This is a genomic window from Parafrankia sp. BMG5.11 (assembly GCF_004337455.1).
On record NZ_SJXI01000036.1, the window covers coordinates 43813 to 63778 of the forward strand.

The window sequence follows — 19966 nt, forward strand, 5'->3', positions numbered from 1 at the left end:
CAATATGTGGTCGCGGTCGCAACCTGAACCCGATCGGCCGGACCGCTTTGCCGTCGCATGCCGATCCGGAAATACGCGGGGGGTGCCATGGCGCCCCCCCGCTCCTGAACACCGCCATTTCTCGGCATTCCTCAACGCGGCCACATTGGTGGCCGCGTGGTGGCGACACAGGGCGGAGGAGTCGCGCGGGCCGGCCCCCTGGTGACGCTCCGGTCACATTGCGATGGCCGCGACAAGAGTGGGCGCCGCCCGGTGTACCGTCGATGCTCCGTGGAGTTTCTTGTTCCTGCTGAGTTGTCGGTGTTGGATGGCGAGGTATTGACTGGTGATAACTTCGCGGTCCGGTTCCACGGACATGTTCCGCTCAACTGGAGACCTGCTCGTGTGGTGGCCCGTTACGCTGCTCCGCGACAGCTTCGGCCTACTCCGCCGGCAGGTGGGGGGTGGTCGGGTGGCGGTGTCGGTCGGGGGCTCCGCGGCGGCCCGTCCCGCTGGCAGCAAGTGGACATCGTGACGACGGGCGGCCATCGGCCGCGGGTCGTGGCTGCCGCGCGGTGGGCGCGGCCGTCGTGACGGATGGCGCCGGGTGGCGTTTCACACCGCACGCACCAGCGGCTTCCCGCGTCTCGAAAACAACGGTCAGCATGGGTATTGTGCCGCGAAAGGCGTGCGGTCCGCGGTGGCCTGAGGTGTTGCTGCCGTCGCCGGCCGGATGTCAGTCTGAACGTGGCTTGGGGGGAGTCGTGTCAGCATGGGTTCGGGATCGTTCGGGGGCCGTCCACGGCCACGTTCTGCCTTGTCCCGCCGGTCGCGCGTAGCGGCGGTATTCGCCGGTCTCCTGGTGGTGGCCGGCCTACTGGCGACCGGTATCGCAGGTCCCGCGGCCGCCGCGGCGGGGCGGCCGCCGGCCGGCGCCGGTTCGGCCGCGTCCGTCGGTCCGGCTGCCATGCGTGCCGTGATCCTCGTAGACGAGTCCGGCAGCCTGGACGACGACGCGGTGCGGCGTGAGAAAGAAGCCGCCCAGCTGCTCGCGTTCAGTTCGCTGACCCCCGATTCGGAAATTGCGGTGGTGGGTTTCGGCAGCTCGAACGGCGAAGCCGGGCAGCATGCGGTCGAGGTTTACTGCCCGCTGACGAAGGCGGAGCCTGCGAAACAGCAGTTCTTCGTCGACTGCATCGACCGCCTGCACCGCCGTGAGCCGTCCGAGGGCGCCGACACCGACCACGCCGCGGCCATGACCCAGGCGCTGAGCATCCTCGGGCGGGCGCAGGAGGGCCGGCCCTCCTTCATCTTCCTGCTCACCGACGGCCGGCTCGACGTGGCGAACAGCCCACAGTACGGCCAGCCGGGGGCACGCAACACCGAGGCGCAGCGCCGGGTCGACAGCCAGGTCGCGGCCGCCCGGAGCAACGGCGTCCAGATCTGGCCGCTCGGCTTCGGTGACGCCGACCAGGCCGCGCTTGACCGGTTCGCCGCCGGCGGTGCCCAGCAGACCTGCAACAACCTGCCAGACAACCAGCCGAAGGCGCGGGTGGTGACCTCGCCGGACGTCGTGGCGCGCTCGCTGTTCGAGGCGATCGGCAGCGCCAGCTGCGCCCAGACCACCGAGTTCGACACCGGCAAGCTCTCGCCCGGGTCGCCGGTCGAGCTGACCGTCTCCATTCCGGAGATCAGCACCGACGGGGTCATCGCCGTCATCAAGGGCGACTCGCGGGTGGAGGTCAGCTACGTCGACCCCAACGGGAAGGAGGTCGGCGACACCAGGGAGTTCGACGGCTCGATCTTCACCCGGAGCACCGCCAACGGCACGGTCGAGTCGCTGCGGGTGCAGAACCCCAGGCCGGGCACCTGGAAGATCCGGCTCACGGCCCCGGCCGACGTGCCGCCCGGCCAGATCGTCGGCGCCGCCGCGATGTGGCAGGGCGTGCTCCAGGCAGTGGTCGGTCTCAACCCGCCCGTGCCGCAGCCCGGGCAGCAGGCCGTCGTCAGCGTCCAGTTGCAGACCCGCGACGGCGCGATCGACGACCCCGACACCCTGGACGGCATCCAGTTCGGCGTGCGGATGTCCGGCGACAGCATCGAACAGCAGACCGTGCGGCTGACCAACGACGGCCGCGAGGGCGACGCCGTGGCCGGCGACGCCGAGTACAGCGGGCACATCACCGTCCCGCCGGACGCCAAGGGCGCGCTGACCTTCGTCGGCACGATCGACGGGCCGGGTGTCGTCGGCGCGTCCACCGTCTACACGACGGTGGTGGCGGCCCAGGCCAGCCCGATCACCGCGTCGCTGCAGCTCGGCCGCGGCCGCGGCCACGTGGCGCCCGGCGGCAGCCTGACCGGCTCGGTCGTGGTGGACAACACCGACGGGCAGGCCCGCACCCTCTCGCTCCAGCTGCGCAATCTCAGCAACGGGGCGCGCGCGACGATCGACCCGGCGACGATCGCCAGCCAGCAGCGCGGCCGCGGCGAGCACCGGCTCACCGTCACCTTCGGCGAGGACACCGCGCTGGGCGCCACCAGCGGGACGGTGATCCTGGTCGACGCCGCCAACCCGTCCACCGTGCTCGCGTGGTCCCGCCTCAACGCGGACGTCGGCCGTCCCGCGTCGTTGCTGGAGCGGTTCTGGTGGCTGTGGGTGCTGGCCCTGGCGGTGGTGCTCGCGCTGCTGCTGCTCGCCGCCTGGCTGCGCCAGACCGACCGCAGGGTCCGCGACGTCAGTGACGTCACCGTGTACCTGAGCCGCGGCGGTCAGCCGATGGGGCACCTGCAGGCCCGGTCGGACACCGGTAGCCGATTCCCGTTCGTGGTGCTCGACGCGACCGGCGTCGCCCCGCATCTCGACCATTCGTACGGAGGCGGCGGTGGGTACGCGGTGACCCGCAACCGGCACCGGGTCCTGCAGCTGAGGACCGCGGACGGGACGACGCGCGACATCTCGGCGGGGATGCCGGTGGAGATCGAGGCCGGCCTCGCGCTGACCGTGACCGCCGCCGTGCGGGACGACCAGCCCTTTTCGACCGTCCCGGGCAGCGACGACCTGTACGAGCGGGCCGGTGATCACCGCGGGAGCGCTGACTCGTGGGCCGGCCACGGCGCGGGCCGCGCCTCCGCGCCCGCCGGCTCGTATGACCCGGTGTCGGGGGCCGACCAGTCCGAGGTGACGACCTGGATCCCCGGCGGCCCGTCGCAGCGCCCCGCACCGAGCGGCTTCAACCCACCCGCGAGCCCGGAGCCGCCGCCCGGCGGTGGCCGCTCGCCCCGTAACGACGACCTGTTCGACTGATCCGGATAGCGAGCCATGAACATTTACCAGCCCATGCTGTTCGTCGGACTGGGCGGAACAGGCTGCCTGGTCGGCGCCGAGCTCGAGCGCCGGCTGCGACACGAGCTGTGCGGCCCGGACGGCCGGGCGCTGAACCTGCGGGTGCCCGGCAAGAACTACCTGCCCTACCAGCTGCCGTCCTGCGTGCAGTTCGTCTACGCCGACCTCAACGAGTCCGAGCTCACCAGGCTGCGCACCCGGGTCGTCCCCTCGGAGGAGCACGCGAACGCGGCGGCGCCCACCCAGCACGTCACGCACGGCCTCATCCCGACCGTCGACACCTACCCGGACGTCGCCCGCAGCCTGCGGGTGAACGCGCGGGAGCTGGTCCGGGGCTGGCTGCCGCCGGCCGAGGGCGAGCCCCGGGTGGCGCCGCTGATGCGGGGGGCGGGCCAGCTGCCCACCGTCGGGCGGGCGGCGCTGTTCGAGACGTTCCGGTCCGGGGTGGCGCCGGCCCGCCGTCCGCTGTCCGACGCAGTCGGCAAGATCGCGACCTCCGGCCAGGAGCTGGCGGCGCTCGGCGGCCGGCTCGGGCAGACCTGTGACGTCTTCGTCGCCTTCTCCGTCGCCGGCGGCACCGGCGCCGGCATCTTCTACGACTACCTGCACCTGATCGGCGACGCGTTGCAGCGCTCGAAGGTCCGGGCGCAGATCTACCCGCTGGTGCTGATGCCCTCGGCGTTCGACGAGGGGGTCGGCGGCGGCCGGCGGGCCCGGCTGAACGCCGGCCGCGCGCTGCTCGACCTGTTCCGCCTCATCGACGACCAGAACGGCCACGACGCGGGGACGGAGCTGACCGCGCGCGGCACCTCCGGCACGCTCGGCGTCCAGTATCCGGACGGCGAGGGCCAGATCAACCTGCTGCCCTCGACCATCCAGACCGGATTCCTGTTCAACCGGGCCGACGGCGTGGAACGCGACGACCTGCACCGCTCGGTCGTGTCGCTGATCCTCTCCCTGGTCGGCACCGGGCAGGAACACGACGACGGCGACGCCATCGCCGACCGGCTCTACCAGTCGTTCGCCGACGACTTCATCAACCGCGGCGTCGAGCGGGAGGTGCCGGCGTCCTCCGGCATCGGCCGGCGGGGCGTGTCGACGAGCCTGGTCGCGTCCATGACGATCCCGGTCGAGGAGCTGGCCGACCTGGTCGCCTCCCGGCTGCTGGCCCGCGGGGCGTACGACCTCGCCGCGCCCGCCCCGGGCACGGCCGCCGACGACGCCGGCATGATCAGGCGGTTCGCCTCCGCCGCGAACATCGGCCCGATGGTCACCCGGCAGCCCTTCCAGTTCACCGAGCCGGCACCGGCCCGCGGCGCGGCGGAGATCCTCTCCGCGCTGCGGGCCCGGCTGCAGGCCATGGAGGGCAACCTGGCGGGCCTGGGCACGATGGTCCGCCAGCAGGTGCCGGCGATCGCCGGCGCCTTCGACCCGGCGGCCGGCCTCGACGACCTGCTCGGCGAGGTCGACCTGCTGCACGCCCGCCGGATCGTCGAGGGCCGCGCGGGGGAGAGCGACCCGGTGAGCCGGGGCGGGGTGGTCGGCTTCCTGGCCAACCGCCGCACCGAGCCGCCCGCGCCCGCCGGGATCTCGGTGAACCCGCCGGCGCCGTTGGCGATCCGCGACCGGCGCCTCGGCGCCAAGGTGCGCTGGGGTGACCGGGAGGTGGTGGAGACCATCCACCGCCAGGACACCTGGTACAGCTGGCGTACCCGGTGCGTCTGGAACGCCGCCTGGGACGAGCAGCAGGTGCGCTGGGAGAAGGCCCTGCGGCGGTTCCGCGCGCAGCTGAGGCTCGCCGCCGAGGCCTTCGACGAACACAGCCGCTCCGAGCCCGGCGAGTTCGCCCGGCGCACGGCGGACCTGTTCCGGCCGCGGGTCGGGGTGACCTACCTGCTGCCCCCGCACGGCGACATGGACGACTTCTACCAGAGGGCCCTGCAACGGCTCACGTCCGCGCTGGGCCTGCGGGGAGCCGCCTCCGAGGGTGACGTGATGCACCGCCTGCTCGGCCCGGACGGCTGGCGCCGGGTGTGGGAGGCGACCGTCACCAGGGGCGGGGAGGCCGCCGTCGCCGTCGCCCGGGAGCGGCTGCAGGAGGCGGTGAAGCGGCTGTTCCAGGAGTCCGACGGGCTCGACGGCGAGCCGCTGCTGCCGACGATGGCGAGCCTGCTCGCCGCGACGGTGCGCCGGGACGGCCCGGCCGCGGTCGGGGAGGACGACATCCGCCAGTTCCAGACGAAGATCCACGGTCTGGTGCCGGCCAGCTTCTCGCCCCAGGGCTCCGGCAATCTGAAGATCCTCGTCTCCTACCCGGCCGGGGCCCGGGACACCCAGATCGAGGGCTACCTCGCCCGCGCGATCCGGCTGCCGAACGAGAGCGGCATCTCGATGGAGTTCCGCCCGATCAACGCGGACTCGGTCGCGGTCGTCCTGCTGCGCACCTCGATGAGCATCACCGAGGTGCCCGAGCTGCGGGAGATCCTGCACCACTGGGCCGACGCGCTGCGCAACGAGCAGTCGCAGGACTTCCTCAGGTGGCGCCAGCGGCTCGGCTTCGACTACGGCTGGCTGGCCACCACCGAGGAGGACCGGGTCCGCATCCTGCACCGGCTGCTCTGCGCGATGTGGAACGGGCAGGTCCAGGCGCTGGCCGGCGGGACGGAGTCCCCGTACTCGATCCGGGTCTCGCTCGGTGACCCCAACACCGACACCGACAGCGACGGCGTGAGCATGACCCTGGCGCTCTCCCCGTTCGAGCCGGCCTCGTCATGGGGCAGCATGCTCCGCGCCTACGAGGACTGGTCGCTCGCGGACGACGAGCGGGTGCGCCGGGACTTCTCCGAACAGCTGATGCGGGTGGTGCCGATCGGGGTGACCGGCCGGGCCGCCAACCCGCACCCGGTGTTCCGGGCGTTCGTCGACAACGCGGACAAGCAGGCCGACCTGCTCGCCGAGATGCTCATGAAGCTGCCGCCGGGCAGCCGGGGCTGGGCCGAGCAGCAACACGCCTTCTGGGCGTACACCGTGCCGGCCGCGCTGGACATGGGGTTCTCCAACGTCTCCACCCCGGTGCGGGCGAACCTGCGCCAGCTCTACGAGATGGTCGGCACCCGCGGGAAGGACCTCGGCAGGTGAGCACGGACACCACCGGCCGGACCTCCGCCACCGCCACCGCCGAGGCGAAGGTCATCGACATCGACCTCCGGGAGCGGTACGAGGACCTGCTCTCCTTCGGGTCCTTCACCGAGGTGCAGCGGGCGTTCGCCACCTCGCTCGGCTTCATGGAGAGCGACCTGACCCGGGTCCTGGTCATCGACGACACCCGCGACCTGGAGGCGCACGCGGACGCGCTCGGCCTGATCGTCAAGGCACCCGGGGTGCAGCAGGTGATCTGCCTCGCCGTCGGGCCGCCGCTGGACGACGTGGGCCGCGGGCTGGGCCGCCTGGTGGCCGACAGCGCCGTCGACCCGAACCGGGTCGCCCTGCACAAGCCGTTCGAGCTGGCGTCGCACGTGATGCTCTGGGTCGGCGACGCGCGCGGCATCGGTTGGGGTATGGGCCAGCACCGGGCCCAGGCGATCGCCACGGGTAGCTCCCCGGCCCAGGGGCCGGTGCTGGACGCGCTGTTCGACGCGCTGCTCACGCCGAAGGTCTTCGACCGGGTCTACGAGGTCGTCCGGTCGATGCCGGAGGGGGTGGCCTCGCCGGGCCTGCGGGCGATGATCGGGCAGGTCGACGACGACGTGCTCGCCGACGCCCGGGTCCGCGCGATCGACCGGATCCTCGCCCCGCGCCGGCACGGCGACGAGGAGCAGCCCGACGGCGGCCTGGTCACCGACCCGTTCCGGCTGCTGCTGCGCTACCCGCGGGCCAAGGAGGCGGGCAACCCGATCCTGGCCCGCGACGGCGGGATGGACCACGTCGCGCGGGGCTTCCGGGGCCAGCTCAAGGAGGCCGTGAACGCGCATGCCGTCATCACCGGCCCCGGGCCGGTGCTGCAGAACCTGCGGGCGGGCGGCAAGGCCGCCCGCAGCCCCGCAGGGCTGCTGACGGCCCGTGTCATGCAGGTGGGCCACGACCTCGGCAGGCTGCGCGACGATCTGTCGCGGATGTTCACCGAGTACGACAGCGTTCATCCGCTGGGCACGACCGACCTGCTCGAGCTGGGCCGGCGGGGCTTCGCCCTCGCCCCGCCCGAGGGCACCCAGCGGGTGGACCTGCTCGCCTCGCTGCGCCACCTCGTCACGGGCGCGCTCGACAGCCGCCGTCCGGTCACCGAGATCATCGGCTGGCTGAGCTGGATGCACGGGATGCTCGTCCCGGTCGGCAGCGCCGCCCGCCTGGACGACCTGGACCGGGCGTGCGACACCGATCGGCTCCAGTACCTGCGGGATATGCCGCGCAGGCTGGACGTCAACCTGCTGTCGGCACTGGCCATCCTGCCGGTGCTGGTCTGCGGGCTGCTCGCCGCCGCCGCGCCCGACTCGGCCCGCTCCAGTGCCCTCGCCGGGGCCGGCGCGGCCCTGCTCGTCGCCGTGCGCGGCTGGCCGCTCGTGGTGGCCCGCCGGATGACACCGCTGTCCAACCACAGGATGTCCGACTGGATCTTCCTGGCGGTGCTCGCGCTGTTCATCGGATCCGGGGCGACCGCCCTGCTGGCCGTGGGCGCGCAGGAGCCGGCCACCCTGGCGCAGGCCGCCGCCGCCCTGGGCCTGCTGGCCGTCGTCGGCCTGGTGGGCTGGTGGTTCCTGCTCGGTAAGGAGGCCACCCAGAGCGACCGGAGCCCGGTCGACCTGGCCGCTCTGGTCATCATCGCCCTCGGTGCCGGCTGTGTCGGGCAGGTGCTGGGCACCGCCGACAGCCTCGACCCGGTACTGAGCCTGCCGGTGCGGATCGTGGCCGGCGCGCTGGCGTTTGTGGGCCTGATGTGGTGGCCGTACCTGGTGTGGTCGCGGGCCGTGCGCCGGTGGCATCCCGGCGAGTACGTCACCCTCGCGCGGGCGATGTCCGAGGGGACCATCGCGCTCATGGAGGACGTCGCCCGGTACGACTGGTCGCTGACCGGCCCCCGGCGGGCCGGCGCCGACCTGGTCCGGGCGATGTCGCTGGCCTTCGAGGACGTCACCTCGGCGCTGACCGGCTACTCGGACCGGTTGCGCGGCTTCCCGGCGCGCCCGCCCCGCAGCCGCGAGGCCGGGGTCGACACCGACGTCTCGCTGCGCCTGCGCTCCATGGGCGCCGCGATCAGCGACGTGGTCGAGGCCGACGTCGTCGACCTGATCGCGAGCGTGATCGACCGGTGCTGGCCCGACATCGAGCGGGAGGCGCTCGACGCGCTGGGCGAGCGGGTCGTCTCCGAGACCCGGCACGGCCTCGACCGCTACAACCGGCACCTCGAACGGATGGGCGTCCACGCGACCCCGCCGTTCCGCGCGGACGACACGGACCGGCGCGAGCTCGTCGACGCCGCCTGGCAGCAGTCGGACCGGCTCGGCGTGCTGCTGCGCGCCGACGTCGCCGACAGCGGGCTGATGCAGCTGTGCGCGCCCGAGCACCTGCAGCTGCTCGACGTCGACGCCCGCTCGGCGGCCGTCGTGCGGTTCGCGCCGCGGGCCGCGCAGCCCTCGCTGGTGGCGCGCGGGCCCGGTACCGGCGCCGGCGGCGGGTGGGGGTTCGACCCGTTGCCCTCAGCGGTGCTCGGCGAGCTGGAATGGCCGGAGTGGGGCCAGGTCGCCGGAGTGCTGCGGCTGGTGCGGATGCGCCCCGGCACGGTGGAGACCGTGCTCAAGGGGGGGCGATGAGCCCGCCGAGCGGATCAGGACTCGGCGGCGACTGGTGGGATGCCAGCCCCCGCCCCGGCCGCGGCGACACCGACCTGCACCGGACCAGCCGCGGTGAGCCGATCGACACCTTGCGCGAGGAGACCATCGCGTATCGTGACGTCTATGGACGCCGCCGGACGATGCGGGCCCGGGTCACCGAGGACGACCCGGCGGCCGACCCGTTCTACCGGACCAGGCTGGTCGTCGATGCCGACCGGCTGGTCGAGTACGTCCAGAAGCGGGTGCACGCCGCCGGGCGGCGTGCACCCGCCAACTCCGCCGCGACCTCGCGGGCGCCGGACGGGATCGACGCCGTCGACAACGAGATCCAGATGGGCATGCACCTCGTCGACGCGTTCGGCGAGGAGAACTACCCGCGGGAGCTGTCCCACCTGGTCGGCTACTACCCCGACGACGCCGACCGCGAGCCGTTCGTGCTGCTGGCCGAGCGCGGCCGGCCGGTCGAGCGGTTCGCCGGCCGGCTGCTGCTCGACCAGGTCGAGCAGTTCCCGACCAGCCTGCTGCGCGCGCTGGACCTGCTGGAGTCCGCCGGCGTCGTGCACCGCTGGCTGACCACCCGGACGGTCCAGTTCGACGACCGGCACGTCCAGATCACCGACTTCCGGCACGCGGTGCTCGTCGGTGAGCGCTGCGGCCCGGCGCCCGACCCGCGGTGGGCGGCACCCGAGGCGGTGTACGGCGACGGGCCGGCCACGACGAAGGAGGACGTCTACAGCGTCGGCCGCGTCCTCAACGAGGTGATCGCCGACCGGTCCGGCCGGGCCTCGACGCGCCGCGGTGGGGCCGAGCGGCTGCTGGGATCGGACGGCCCGCTCGGCCGGATGGTCGACCACGATCCGGACCTGCGCCCACCGGCCGCCGAGGTGCTGGCCGCCCTCGGCCGGGACGTCGACCGGGCGGCCGGCACCCGGCGCGCCAGGTCGGGCGGCGACGCCCGGTTCGTCGAGGGACTGCGCAGCTTCGACGCGATCGTGCGGCGGCGGGGGACCGGCGACGACGAGCCGACGCCGCGTCCTACGACCGGCGGCGCGGACCGCGGAAGGCGATGAGCACGGTGACCATCCCACTGGGACCGACCGAGGTGCGCTGCCCGATCTGCCTGGACGTCTTCGACTGGGACGAGACGGACCTGTTCACCTTCCGGGACGGCGCCTACGTCCCGCTGGACCTCTCCGGCGTGGGCGACCCGGTCAAGCGGAACGACGAGATGATCGGCGCCTACCGGCGCTGCCCGAACCCGTCCGCGGACATGGCCGAGCGGCACTACCTGCCGATCTCCTACGCCAGCTACGGGCCGCCGCTGGTGATCGGTTTCATCGGGCGCACGGAGTCGGGCAAGTCGCACCTGCTGGCCGCGATCGTCAGCGAGATCGAGCGGGGCGGCCTCGGTCCTCTGGGCTTCACCGCGGTGCCCGTCGACGAGGAGGCGCACCGGGCGTACTGGCGGCAGTACGTCGCGTCCCTGGTCGACGAGGGGCGGGCGATCGAGCACACCGCCAGGGTGCAGTCGGACGCCATGGTCACCTTCACCGACGCGCTCGTGGTGAGCGACGGCCGCCGGCAGCGCGCGGTGGCGTTCTTCGACGTCGCCGGCGACGACCTGGTGGCGCGGACCCGGTCGATGCGGTTCGTCCTCGCGCTCGACGCGCTGATCTTCGTGGTCGACCCGGAGTACGCGCTGCGCCAGAACGCCCCGTCCGACGGTGACGCCACGTTCGAGACGGTGATGGCCCGGCTGCGGGCCCAGCCCGGCCTGACCGACCGGCTGCCGGTGGCGCTGGCCGTCAGCAAGTCCGACCTCTACCGCTTCGAGCAGCCGGCGGCCCGCTGGTACCGCCGGCCCAGTCTGTCGGCCTACCTCGACGGCCGGGCCGAACCCACCGAGATCCGGGACGAAAGCCGCGACGCGTACGCGTTCCTGTACGCCCGGGGAGCCCGAGCCTGGCTGCGCCCGTTCGAGACGTTCCGCCGGGCCACGCTGCACTTCGTGTCCGCGACCGGCTCGAAGGCGGTCACGGACGACCGCGGCGACACGTTCGACAAGGTCTTCCCGCGCGGTGTCCGGCCCAGGCGGGTACTCGACCCGCTCGCGGCCATCTTCGCGATGTCCGGCCTGCTCGGGGAGGACGCCGCCAAGGAGGTCGGGACCTGATGGGCCGCATCGACCAGAACGAGTACGCGTTCGCGAACGAGCGCGACGGTTTCGTCCTCGTCGCCAGCTCGATCGAGAACCCGCCGGATCGCGGCTGGTGGTCGCAGTGGCTGGGCGGCTGGCAGAACATCAACCGCGCCAACCACGTCCGGCAGCCGTCCACCTCACGGGTCTACCTGCGCGACGACCAGCAGGGCGCCGTGGTCCTGCGCCAGCAGACCGGCTCGGACTCCCGGCGGGACATGCGGGTGAGCGTTCTGGTCGGCTCCGCCGAGGACCTCACCGGATGGGGGGCGGCGCGGCTGGCGCACTGGCCCGTGGGCCGGCAGCTGACCGACCCTGACCAGAGCGGGGTGGCGTTGATCGCGCGGCCGGACCTCACGGCCTACATTGGTGCGAACGTCGTCCGGCTGCAGGAGGCGGTCCTGGCGGACGCCCTGGAGCTGACCTCACCGGTGTCCGGGCGCGGGAACATCGTCCTGGTGAACCCGCTGGCGGCCCTGCTCGCGGCGGTACTGAAGCTGCGAGCCGAGTTCGTGGGCGGCGCACCCGTCTTCGGCGGGCGACGGCAGCTCGTGCCGGTCGGCGCGGACGAGCCCGCGGCGGCGGCGCTCGTCCTGGTCCTCACGGAGCTGCTGCGGCAGATCGGCGACGGCCGTGACCGGCTGACGTACTCGACGTTCGAGGCCACCTACCCGCGCGTCGGTGCCCATCAGCGCGATCCGCAGGTTCTGTTCATGCCGGACTTCGTGCAGCCGGAGCGTGGCCTCACCCGGCCGGTCGCGTATGTCTTCCTTGCTCCCGGACTGCGTGAGGACCATCAGCCGTACGTGCGCGACGGCGCCGCCGGGGACGGTCCGTTCGAGTACATCGCCAGAACTGTGGTCTGGGCATACCTGCAGCGCGAGCTGGCGCATTTTCCTCGGCTGAACGACAGCCTGCTGCGGCAGCCGGAGAACTGGGCCGGGGCGGTGGAGGACTGGGCGATCCGGAAGGGCGGCCCGCCGCGGAGCCAGCCGGTCATCCTGCCGACCGAGCCGACGATCCCGGCTGCTTCCCGTCAGGTCGCACCCCTCGGAGAGCCACCCGAGCAGCGATGGAGGCACGCGGAGGCCCAGGCTGGCGACGGGCGTCCGGAGGACGCCTGGGGCGAGCCCCGACCGGGCGACGGGCCGCGGGTACCTGAGGCCTTCTCCGCGTCGGCGGCCGCGCCGACAGCCGTGCCGGTGGCCGGGCCCACCGCCGCCGCCGCCGAGCAGACGCGGCACGCCGAGGACACGCTGCGCCGGGCGATCGCCAACCTGCACAACGGCCTGGTCGGGGAGACGACGCACACGGTCGACGCGTTCGTCCGGGCGTTGCGCAGCCGCCAGTGGCTGACGCCGGTGGAGCGCAACCATGTTCGGAAGTTCCTGATGCGGGTGATGCCCGGGCTGGCTCCACGTGCCGCCAGGGAACCCTACGAGGAGATGACGGACCCCGGCCTGCGACGCGTTCGGCCGTCGGCCGTCGACGCGCTGGCCCGCCTGGCCAGCCCGGACGCCACCGCGGTCCCCGCCTCCGTGGATGTCGTCGACTGCCTGGCCGGGGTGCTGGAACTCGAATCGGGAAACGCCCTGCTGCTCGCGGAGACGCGCGACGCGCTTCTTCTACTCGTACATGTCCCGACGGCGCCCGAGCATGCCGGCGAGGACAGGCGGCCGAAAGAGCCGTCGTCCGAGCTGGCACCCCGCCACGCCGACCGCGCGCGTCCGTGGCGGCCGGACCTGGCGGTTGCCCGAGCGCTGACGGAGCAGGCTGAGGACGCCCCCATCAGCCACACCGACCCCGGCCCGCCTGCCGTCAGCGAACAGGAGCGCGTTCACCAGGCATTTGCCGACCATCTCCTCGGACTCGTGCGGTGGGCCACCGCGGTCGTCCCCGGGCTTTCCGTGCGTGACGGCCTGCTGACGACCGCGAGCCTGCCGGCGACCGCGGCCTGGCTGCCCGCGGAGAACGTTCTCCCGCTTCGGCGGGTCGTCCGGCGGTTGGCCGGCTCCGAGAACGACGGGTTGCCCCTGGAGAGTCCCCGGGTCGACGCGCTCGCGCAGGCGCCGGACCAGACGGCGGCGGTGCGCCGGCTGCAGGACAGGATCGGGACGGATCTCGTCAGCCGCACGGACCACCTCCTTGACCGGGACTCGTGGCTGCCGGCAGACCAGCTCGTGTATGAGCTGACGGCCGCGCTGACCGAGGCGCCGGGCGCCCAGAACATGCTGAGCGACGAGTTCGTCGGGGCCGTTGAGACGCTCCGGGCCCAGCTGCTTCACGTGGTGGAGCGGGCCGCCCAGACCGAGCCGCGTGAGCCGGCCGTCCAGCCGGACCCACGGGACGCGGACGAACCGGCCGCGGCCAGCGTGTCGGCGTCCGAGGCTTCGGTCGGCTCGCCGTACGAGGTCTTCGCGGGTCTCATAAACGAGCTGGCGAACGCGAAGATCGGAGACGAGCTGTCGCCGGTGTCCGCCTGGTTCGCCGAGACGCTGCCAAAGGCCTGGCCCGACTCCGCCGGGCACTCCCTGAAGGTCGCGGGCCTGCTGGACCAGCGGATCGAGCTCACCTCCGGCGACGAAGCCGAATCCACCGGCTCCGACGAGGCTGACTCCTCCATCGGCGGTAGGTACGGCCTGCTCGGTGGCTGGCGCGAATACAGGTACGCCCTCGCCCTTCTGGCGGCTTGCCTGATCACCGGCCTGGCGGCGCTGTGGCGGTGACTGCGACCAAGCCCGCCCTCGACACCCGGTCCCGGGACGCCGGGAAACCGGCCCCCGACACGGAGCCCGAATCCGCCCGGTTCCCGCTGCCGTGGGTCGTGGCCGGAGCGGCCGTGCCGATGCTGCTCACCCTGTGGGACGTCCAGGCGCAGCACCACGACTTCGACGCCGGCTTCGGGCGCGGGCTCGCGGCGGTCGCCTTCGCCGGGCTGCTCGGCGCGCTGCTGGTGCTGACCGTGCACGAACTCAACCCCGACGAGCGGGCACTGGCCACCGGGGTGGCACTGGCCGCCGTCCTGACCGTGAGCTTCCTGAACCAGTCCCGGTTCCTGTGGGAGTCCCCGTCCCTGCTGTTCGGCGGGCTCGCCGTGGCGGCGATGGCGGTGGCCGGCCGCTGGGCCCGGCTGCACGGTGACGACCCCCGCGCGCTGGTCCCGCCGCCGAGGACGGCGCCTGTCCTGGCTACCGCGGTCGCCCTGCTGGCAGGTCTCATCGCCGGGTTCGGGCCCGTCGATGAGACGCTCGGTGCCCAACTGACCGAGCTCCTGCGCTACCTCCTGCTCGGGCTGGGAGCCGTGGTGCTGCTGGCCGGTGATCCGGCCGGGAACGACGGCGAGGTCACGTTGGACGAGCAGTTCCGGCGGTCGGTCCTGGCCGCGACCACCCCGATCGGCCTGCTGTTCGTGACCTGGGAGCCGGGCTCGGCCGCGATCCTGGCCGCCGGAGTCGTGGCGATGCTGGCGGCCCGGCGCTTCTGGTTCTCGGCGGGGCTCACCGCGGTGGTGGCCATGGCCGTGGGAACGGTGTGGTGCTGGCTTGCCGCCGGGAAGGCGGACAGGGCGTGGCGCGACAGCCACCTGGAGAAGCGGGCGGAACCCGTCTGGGACAGCAGGATCTGGGACAGTGCGTCACTCGGCAAGCACCGGAGCTGGGTCGACCAGGAGCTCCCGGTCGCGACGCTCGTTGGCCAGTACGGGCACTTCTTCGCCGTCCTGGGCTGCCTCCTCGTCGCCGCCTTCGGCTGGCTGCTGGTGCGGCTGGTGCTGGCGGCCCGTCCCTCCTCGGTCCAGGTGCTGGCGGCCGGACTGGTGGCCATGCTCGTCGCCGGGCTGGCCCTGCCCCTCGTGGCTCTGCTGACCAACCATCGGTTCGGCCTCACCGCGCCGTTGCTGTCGAGTGGCGTGACCTCGTTGATCCTCGCCCTCGCCTCGGTCGGCGTCGCGCTCGGCGCGGCAGCGGGCCCGCGGGTGAGCGGCGTCGGCGGGCGGAGGTAGTCCGCTGTCCAGCTCACCTGTCGATTCCGCGGGCTCCGCCGGCTTCGGTGCCGAAAGAGCGTTCGCCGGCGCCGCTTTCGAGGCCACCGGCTCCGACGACCCCGGCCAGCCCGACGACCTCGGCCGGGACGACGATCTGGGTGGGGACGACACCAGAGGCGCCCCGGGCCCCGGCCCACGCGGGCCCGGTCCGGCCGGTGCGGACCCGTGGTCGGCGGCCGAGGCGGTGTTCCGGCTCGCGGTCTGCGCCTTCGACGACCGGCCCGACCTGCCGGCCGAGACCCACACGCTGGACGCGCTGGTCTCGGCGATGAAGCGCCGCCAGTGGCTGTCCGCCGAGGAGAGCCTCGCGCTGCACGCCGTCCTGGTCACGATCTTCCCGAACCTGGCCGGCCGGGCGGTCTTCCAGCGCGGCGTCGCCGCGACGGTGGACCGGCCGGTACGCAAGCGGCCGCTGTGCGTGCCCGCGCTGCTCGAATGCCTGCCCACCGCCCGGACCAGGCCCGACCCGATCCTGGACGAGCTGACCGAGGCGCTCACCACCCCGGCCGGGGTGGCCACCGACCGGGCCGAGCTCCGCCGCGCGCTCGACAGCCTGGTCAGCCGAGCCTCCCGGCCGACGATGGACCTCCCGGCAAGCCTCCAGCAGTACGAGATCCATCTGATCAACTCGGTCTACGCCGCCCAGGGCCGGATCGCGGAGCTGGCCGAGACGGCGGCCGACCCGCCCGCCGGGGTGCTGTGGGCGCTGCTGGACGCCGTCCGTGACGGAGCATGGCGCGACGAATCCAGCCTGGCGAGCCTGCGCGGTTCGCTGTTCTCCCAGCTGAGGATGCCGATCCCGGGGTTCGCCGTCGGCCCGCCGATCGTCGCCCCGGATGTCGACCCGACAGTCCTGGAACGGATCGCCGTGGCGGCCGGCGAGGTTCTGGCGCGGCTGCGCGCGGAGCTCGCGGACGTCTGGGACGGCGACCGGGCGCGGGCGGCCGATCTCGTCGTCGACGCACTGTCCGCGCTGTCGACGGGTGTGCTCGGCGGCGGGCCGGGCGACATACGGGTGCAGCCCGCGGTCACCAGGCTGCGCACGCTGGTCACCCGCGCGATGGCGGCCGCCGGCCCGGTCGGCGGCGGGGCCTCGGCTGGCGGGGAAATGGACGGCGGGGGAGCGGAATCCCGGGCGGACCGGTCGGCCGCCGCCCAGGAGACCATTGACGGGCTGGCCTGGCGAGTTCGGACCCAGGTGGGCACGGCCGGGCTCACCGACCTGGTGGCGGAGGCCTTCGCCGAAATTCTCGAACGGCTCGACACCTCGGTCGACATCGACAATCTCAGCGCCGCGCTGCAGCTGCGCTGGGCCCAGTAGCCGGCACCGCCACCTGCAAAGGCAGGCAACCATGCGGAAATTCTCCTTCGGACGGCGCAACGGCCGTGGATTCGGCCTCGACAGCCACGACGTCGCGGTGTCGTCGGCGATCGTCGCCGTCACCCTGATCGCCGCGATTCTCATCGTCGCACTGGTGGACCACCAGGACCCCGGCAGCGGCCCAGCCGGCGGCGGCCCGGTCGCCGTTCCCAGCGCGCCGGACATCCCGACGCCCCCCCGAACCTCCGCACCTTCCACTCGGACGGCGACCGCCACGCCCTCCGCCTCGGCGAGCCCCACCTCGACCGATCCCGCCTCGCAGCCCCCCGCTGAGCCCGCGCGGACGGAGTCCGCCTCGCCAACCTCGTCGCCCAGCACTGCTCCGAACCTGCCGCTCCGCCCCGAGGTGACTATTCTCAACAATTCCCCGACGGACGATTTGGCGGCGAAATCGGCCCCTCTGGTTCAGGCGGCGAATTTCGTTGTGCGCAGGACGGGGAACTACAGGGCGGCGGTGGCATTCGGTCACACGGTTATTCTTTACGAGGAAGGTGGTGAAGGTTTTGCTCGGGAGCTGGAGGCGGCATTACGGAGTCATGATGAAAAGAATATCGAGGTCAGGTTCAACAGGGGTGACAATATTCCGCCGGACGGTACCTTGATTCTCGTTCTAACGAGGTATTTCAAGGCTTGACCGAGAACACCGCGCGGCTGATCTGTTGCCCGGCCCCGCACGCGGACCTGAGCACCACCGATCGGGCCCGGCGGTGCTCCGGTTCTGTGCCGGCTTCGGGATCAGCCCACGGACGCGGGCTTGTCGGAACCGCTTGTCTGGTCCGCCACGTCAGGCAGCACGTCGCCCGGCAGTCCCGCGTCGGCGGTCGGAACGGCCGATGGTTCGGCGGTCGGGGCGGTCGGGGCGGTCGGGATGGTGGCCGGTTCGGTGCCGTGGACGTCCACGTGGGGCATGATGCGGTCGAGCCAGCCGGGGAGCCACCAGTTCGCGCGGCCGAGCAGGCCCATGGTGGCGGGCACCAGGATCATGCGGATGATGGTCGCGTCGACCAGCACGGCGACGGCCATCCCGACGCCGACCATCTTCACCGTGACGTCCGGGTCGAGGGCGAAGCCGGCGAAGACCGCGATCATGATCAGGGCGGCGGAGCTGATGACCCGGCCGGTGGCGGCGAGGCCGCGCACGACGCTGCCGTGCGGGTCACCGGTGGCCAGGTAGTCCTCCCGGATGCGGGAGAGCAGAAAGACCTCGTAGTCCATGCTCAGCCCGAACAGCACGGTGAACATGAGCACGGGCAGCCAGCTCGACATCGGCACGCTGTGCGGCAGGCCGAGCAGCTCGGCGCCCCAGCCCCACTGGAACACGGCGGTCACCACGCCGTAGGCGGCGGCGATCGAGAGCATGTTCATGACCGCGGCCTTCAGCGCGACCACCGGTGAGCGGAACACGACCGTCAGCAGCAGCAGGGACACGCCGACGACGAAGCCGACCACCCACCACAGCCGGTCGGACAGCAGACCGGACAGGTCGGTGAAGACCGCGGTCATGCCGGTGATCTCGATGCCCGGTGGCAGGACGTCGGCGCGCAGGTGGCGGACCAGGTCGGCGGCACGCTTGTCGCTCGGTGCGACGGCGGGCGTCACGAAGACCACCGCGGCGTTCCCGCTCGGCGCGGTCACCGGCGGGGCGACGGCCGCGACGTCGGGCGTCGCCCTGATGCGGGTCACGAGCGCGGGGAGGTCGGCGGCGGGGACTCTGCGCAGGTCCACCGCGAGCATCAGCGGGCCGTTCGCGCCGGGGCCGTACTCGGCGGCGACCAGGTCGTAGGCGCGCCGCTGGTAGGTGGACTCCGGCTGACTGCCGGCGTCCTGCGGCCAGGTGCGCATCCCGAGGACGGGTGCCGCGAGCAGCAGCAGGAGCAGGAGAGCACCCAGCGCCCACGGGAGAGGCCGGCGTCCGATCCGGCCGGCCCAGGCGGCGGTGAGCGTCTGCCGGGCCGGGGAGCCGGCCGCCGCGACGCTGGCCTTCCCGACGCCGGCCGTGAGCGCGGCGCGGCCCCGGCGGCCCAGCAGTCGCGTCCCGGCCAGCCCGCACAGAGCGGGGACGAGGGTGAGCGCGGTGACGACCACGGTGACGACCACGGCCGCGGTGGTGAAGCCGGTGGTCACATAGGTGTTCAGCCCGACCAGCCGCAGCCCCATCAGGGAGAGCACGACGGTCACCCCGGCGAACAGCACCGACACCCCGGCGGTGCCGTTGGCGCGGGCGGCGGCCTCCCGGACGGTCAGGCCGGCCCGCAGGCCCTCGACGTGCCGGGTGATCAGCAGGAGGGCGTAGTCGATGCCGACCCCGATGCCGATCATCGAGGCGAGCGTCGGCGCGATGGTGCTGACGTTGGTGCCGGCCGCGATGAGGGTGATGCCGGCGCTGCCGATGCCCAGGCCGATGAGCGCCACCGCCAGCGGCACCCCGGCCGCGACGATCGAACCGAAGGCGACCAGCAGGATGACCAGGGCGAAGCCGACGCCGACCGCCTCGGCCCGGCCGTTGACCTCCTGGATGTTCTCGGCGACCTGACCGCCGAACTCGGCGGTGACGCCCGCGTCCGCGGCCGGCCTGGTCGCCTCGATGAGGTCGTCGACCGCGTCGGTGCCACCCAGGTCGGTGACCGGCCGGTCGTACTGCACGTTGATGAGCGCCGTGTCGCCGTCCGCGGAGGGCCGCGGCGGGCTGACGAGGATGACGTCCGGCACCTCTGCGAGCCGGGCGGAGACGGCCGTGATGACCTCCGGGGCGAGCCGGCTGCCGTCGGCGGTGTGCAGCACGACCCGTGCCTGGGCCTCGGCGAGCACCGGGAACTCGGCGCGGAGCAGGTCGGTGCCCCGCTGCGACGCGGTGCCCGGGGCGTCGTAGTCGTCGTGGGGCTCGCCGCCCCAGGCCATGGCGAGCGCGGTCGCCACCACGAGCGCGGCAACCCACGCGCCGATCACCCGCCAGGGCCGGCCGGCGGCCAGCCATCCCACCCGGTGCAGGAACCCGGACATCTTTCCTCCTTGGTGCGTGGCCGGTGCGGCCGGCTGGCGGGCGCCACGGTGCGCCGCGCGCTTTCACGTCTGCGACGACAGCGGACTGGCCGACTGTGACATCCCCATGTGGCTGGGTGTGTCGTATCCGCGACGCAAGCGTCGCTACGTCACGAAGCCGACGTCCGCGCGCGCCCGTGACACCTGCCTGCACCGCCGG

Annotated in this window: 10 protein-coding genes; 9 read left to right on the forward strand and 1 reads right to left on the reverse strand. The window is 73.1% G+C overall.

The genetic code is table 11. From position 1 onward, the window contains the following. The first annotated feature begins 946 nt into the window (after window positions 1-946). The 9 genes from E0504_RS24100 to E0504_RS24140 all read left to right on the forward strand — a co-directional run bounded on the left by E0504_RS24100 (window position 947) and on the right by E0504_RS24140 (window position 17401). Window positions 947-3283 carry a vWA domain-containing protein gene (locus E0504_RS24100; protein ID WP_207974588.1) on the forward strand — a complete coding sequence of 779 codons (2337 nt, stop codon included), beginning with the start codon at window positions 947-949 and terminating at the stop codon, window positions 3281-3283. 15 nt (window positions 3284-3298) lie between these two features. Next, on the forward strand, window positions 3299-6460 hold the full coding sequence (locus tag E0504_RS24105) for a tubulin-like doman-containing protein (protein ID WP_071061554.1): 3162 nt from the start codon (window positions 3299-3301) through the stop codon (window positions 6458-6460). Continuing rightward, a complete protein-coding gene (locus E0504_RS24110) occupies window positions 6457-9126 on the forward strand; it encodes a hypothetical protein (protein ID WP_112106411.1) in 2670 nt (889 codons plus the stop codon). Before E0504_RS24105 ends, E0504_RS24110 begins: the two co-directional genes overlap by 4 nt. Beyond that, window positions 9123-10217 (forward strand): protein kinase, encoded by a 1095-nt coding sequence (locus E0504_RS24115; protein ID WP_165938598.1) that lies wholly within the window; start codon window positions 9123-9125, stop codon window positions 10215-10217. The genes E0504_RS24110 and E0504_RS24115 overlap by 4 nt, the downstream gene beginning before the upstream one ends. After that, window positions 10214-11320 (forward strand): hypothetical protein, encoded by a 1107-nt coding sequence (locus tag E0504_RS24120; RefSeq protein WP_071061562.1) that lies wholly within the window; start codon window positions 10214-10216, stop codon window positions 11318-11320. The genes E0504_RS24115 and E0504_RS24120 overlap by 4 nt, the downstream gene beginning before the upstream one ends. Beyond that, on the forward strand, window positions 11320-14070 hold the full coding sequence (locus E0504_RS24125) for a hypothetical protein (RefSeq protein ID WP_131625916.1): 2751 nt from the start codon (window positions 11320-11322) through the stop codon (window positions 14068-14070). The genes E0504_RS24120 and E0504_RS24125 overlap by 1 nt, the downstream gene beginning before the upstream one ends. Further along, the gene (locus tag E0504_RS24130) at window positions 14067-15344 is read left to right on the forward strand and encodes a hypothetical protein (protein WP_131625917.1); all 1278 of its coding nucleotides are present in this window, start codon (window positions 14067-14069) and stop codon (window positions 15342-15344) included. The genes E0504_RS24125 and E0504_RS24130 overlap by 4 nt, the downstream gene beginning before the upstream one ends. A gap of 226 nt (window positions 15345-15570) precedes the next feature. Continuing rightward, window positions 15571-16707, forward strand: a complete 1137-nt coding sequence (locus tag E0504_RS24135) for a hypothetical protein (RefSeq protein WP_112106407.1) — start codon at window positions 15571-15573, stop codon at window positions 16705-16707. A 31-nt stretch (window positions 16708-16738) separates the two neighbouring features. Continuing rightward, window positions 16739-17401 carry a LytR C-terminal domain-containing protein gene (locus E0504_RS24140; RefSeq protein WP_112106406.1) on the forward strand — a complete coding sequence of 221 codons (663 nt, stop codon included), beginning with the start codon at window positions 16739-16741 and terminating at the stop codon, window positions 17399-17401. A 101-nt stretch (window positions 17402-17502) separates the two neighbouring features. Here E0504_RS24140 and E0504_RS24145 read toward each other — a convergent pair whose 3' ends face one another. Further along, complete coding sequence (locus E0504_RS24145; RefSeq protein ID WP_243657601.1) at window positions 17503-19767, reverse strand: MMPL family transporter; 2265 nt, start codon at window positions 19765-19767, stop codon at window positions 17503-17505. Window positions 19768-19966 lie beyond the last annotated feature (199 nt).

Coding starts and splice junctions, on each gene's coding strand:
- E0504_RS24100 (WP_207974588.1), top strand. CDS start 947: ATGCGTGCCGTGATCCTCGTAGACGAGTCCGGCAGCCTGGACGACGAC.
- E0504_RS24105 (WP_071061554.1), top strand. CDS start 3,299: ATGAACATTTACCAGCCCATGCTGTTCGTCGGACTGGGCGGAACAGGC.
- E0504_RS24115 (WP_165938598.1), top strand. CDS start 9,123: ATGAGCCCGCCGAGCGGATCAGGACTCGGCGGCGACTGGTGGGATGCC.
- E0504_RS24120 (WP_071061562.1), top strand. CDS start 10,214: ATGAGCACGGTGACCATCCCACTGGGACCGACCGAGGTGCGCTGCCCG.
- E0504_RS24125 (WP_131625916.1), top strand. CDS start 11,320: ATGGGCCGCATCGACCAGAACGAGTACGCGTTCGCGAACGAGCGCGAC.
- E0504_RS24140 (WP_112106406.1), top strand. CDS start 16,739: ATGCGGAAATTCTCCTTCGGACGGCGCAACGGCCGTGGATTCGGCCTC.
- E0504_RS24145 (WP_243657601.1), bottom strand. CDS start 19,767: ATGTCCGGGTTCCTGCACCGGGTGGGATGGCTGGCCGCCGGCCGGCCC.